We start from the raw sequence: 2,408 nt of genomic DNA on the forward strand, positions 1-2,408 counted from the left end.
AACGGCGGCAACGGGGTCTGCCCGTGGGTCGGCTCCACCGCGCCGGTCTCCCAGCGGGTCCAGCAGGTGCTCAACACCATGGACCAGTCGGAGGAGTTCACGCTGCTCTCCGGCGACGGCGGCTCGAGTTACATCGGCCAGGTCGCCGGCATCCCCAACCTCTGCATCAAGCCGATGAACATGCAGGACGGTCCGAACGGAGTCGGTGACGGGACCGGCGGGGTCACCGCCTACCCAGACGGCGAGAACGCTGCGGCCACCTGGGATCCGGCGCTGATCCAGCAGGAGGGCCAGGCGATGGGCGCCGAGTTCGCGGGCAAGGGCGTGAACGTCTCGCTCGGCCCGACGACGAACCTGGTGCGCGACCCGCGTTGGGGCCGGACCTACGAGACCTACGGCGAGGACCCGTACCTGGCCGGCCAGATCACCTCGGCCGAGGTCTCGGGCCTGCAGAGCCAGGGCGTCCAGGCGATGGTCAAGCACGACGCGGCCTACGACCAGGAGCAGTACCCCAACGGCAACAACAACGAGACGGTCAGCGAGCAGGCTCTGAAGGAGCTGTACCTGGCGCCGTTCGAGTCCGCCATCGAGCAGTCCGCACCGGCCTCGTTGATGTGCTCTTACGCCGTGGTCAACGGCAACGCTTCCTGCCAGAACGCCGACATGCAGATCAAGGGCCTGGACGGGGAGGCGAACTTCGGCGGTTACATCACCTCCGACTGGGGCGCCGACTACAACAACGTCGCCTCGGTCGCGGGTGGCATGGACATCGGGATGCCGTTCCCCGGCTCGATCGCGACCGACCTGGGCAACGCGGTCACGGCCGGCACGCTGAGCCAGTACACGATCAACGCCGCCGTCGGCCGGATCCTGACCCAGATGTTCGCCTTCGGCATGTTCGACAACCCGGCCAGCGGCTCCCTCTCCAACACCGTGACCTCCGCGGCGCACCAGCAGACCGCGCTCCAGCTCAGCGAGGAGGGATCCGTCCTGCTGAAGAACAACGGGATCCTGCCGCTGAACCCGAACGGCACCGAGTCGATTGCCGTGATCGGCACCGACGCCGGCGCGGGCGTGGAACTCGCCGGCGGCGGCAGCGGCACGGTGACCAGCTCCAACACGATCTGGCCGATCACCGGGATCCAGAACGCGGTCGGGTCGGGCGTCAAGGTCACCTACACCGCCGGCAACGACAACGGGACGACTAACATCCCGCAGGCGGTCGCCGCGGCCAGGGCCTCGACCGACGCGATCATCTTCGCCAACCTCCCGGAGGGCGAGGAGAGCGACCTGGCCACGCTGGACCTGTCCAGCACGGACGAGTCGATGATCCAGCAGGTGGCGGCGGCGAACCCGAACACCATCGTGGTGCTCAACAGCGGCGGTCCGGTGGTCATGCCGTGGCTGAACTCGGTCGCCGGCGTGTTCGCGAACTGGTACCCCGGCCAGGAGGTCGGCAATGCCATGGCCGCGCTGATCTTCGGCACCGCCAATCCGTCAGGCAAGCTGCCGGTCACCTTCCCGAGCAGCCTGAGCCAGGTCCCGGCGCAGACCACTGCGCAGTGGCCGGGTACGTCAACCGGCGTCACCTACAGCGAGGGTGTGAACATCGGGTACCGCTGGTATCAGTCCCAGAACATCACCCCCGCTTTCCCGTTCGGCTACGGCCTGTCGTACACCAACTTCTCCTTCTCCAACCTCAACGTCGGCGCGTTCAACGCCAACGGCACCGCCACGGTGACCGCCACCGTCACCAACACCGGCTCACGGGCCGGGGCGGACGTCGCGCAGATGTACGTCAACGACCCGGCGGCCAGCGGCAACCCGCCAGAACAACTTGCCGGCTTCCAGCGAGTCAACCTCAACCCCGGCCAGAGCGCGACGGTCAGCTTCACCCTGACCATCCACGACCTGGCCGACTGGTCGAACACCGACAACCAGTGGGAGGCCCAGGCCGGCACCTACGGCATCTCGGTCGGCGACTCCTCGGCCAACCGGCCGCTGTCCGCCACCACGAGTCTGGCGCACGAGCTCACCGGCCAGATCGCCGCAGGCACCTCGGGTGCGGGCGTCTCGGCGGCCAACACCGCGGTCAGCGCGAACGTCACGCCGAACTCGGGCGTGCCGGGCGCGGAGACGGTCGGCGTGGCCAACCCCTTCGGCTACAGCAGCCCGAAGGGTGCGGCGCCTTCGCTCACCGTGCAGGCGTACGACTCCAACACGTCCCAGACCCTCACCTACACCGCGACCGGGCTGCCACCCGGCACCACGATCGCGTCGAACGGCGCGTTCGGCGGCTCCGGCAACACGCTCGGGACCTACACGGTCACGGTGACGGCGACGGACACGGCAGGAGTCTCCGGCACGGCCACCTTCGTCTGGTCCGTCGTGCAGTAAGCCGGGTTGCC

At 68.5% G+C, this 2,408-nt stretch carries 1 protein-coding gene; it reads left to right on the plus strand.

Annotated elements, in window-relative coordinates:
- Positions 1-2,397 (plus strand): glycoside hydrolase family 3 C-terminal domain-containing protein (locus tag VGZ32_RS14685; protein ID WP_326886578.1); only part of this gene is annotated, 2,397 nt, incomplete at its 5' end.
- Positions 2,398-2,408 lie beyond the last annotated feature (11 nt).

The sequence above is a fragment of the Actinocrinis sp. genome (assembly GCF_035938995.1).
Taxonomy (GTDB): Bacteria; Actinomycetota; Actinomycetes; order Streptomycetales; family Catenulisporaceae; genus DASZGI01.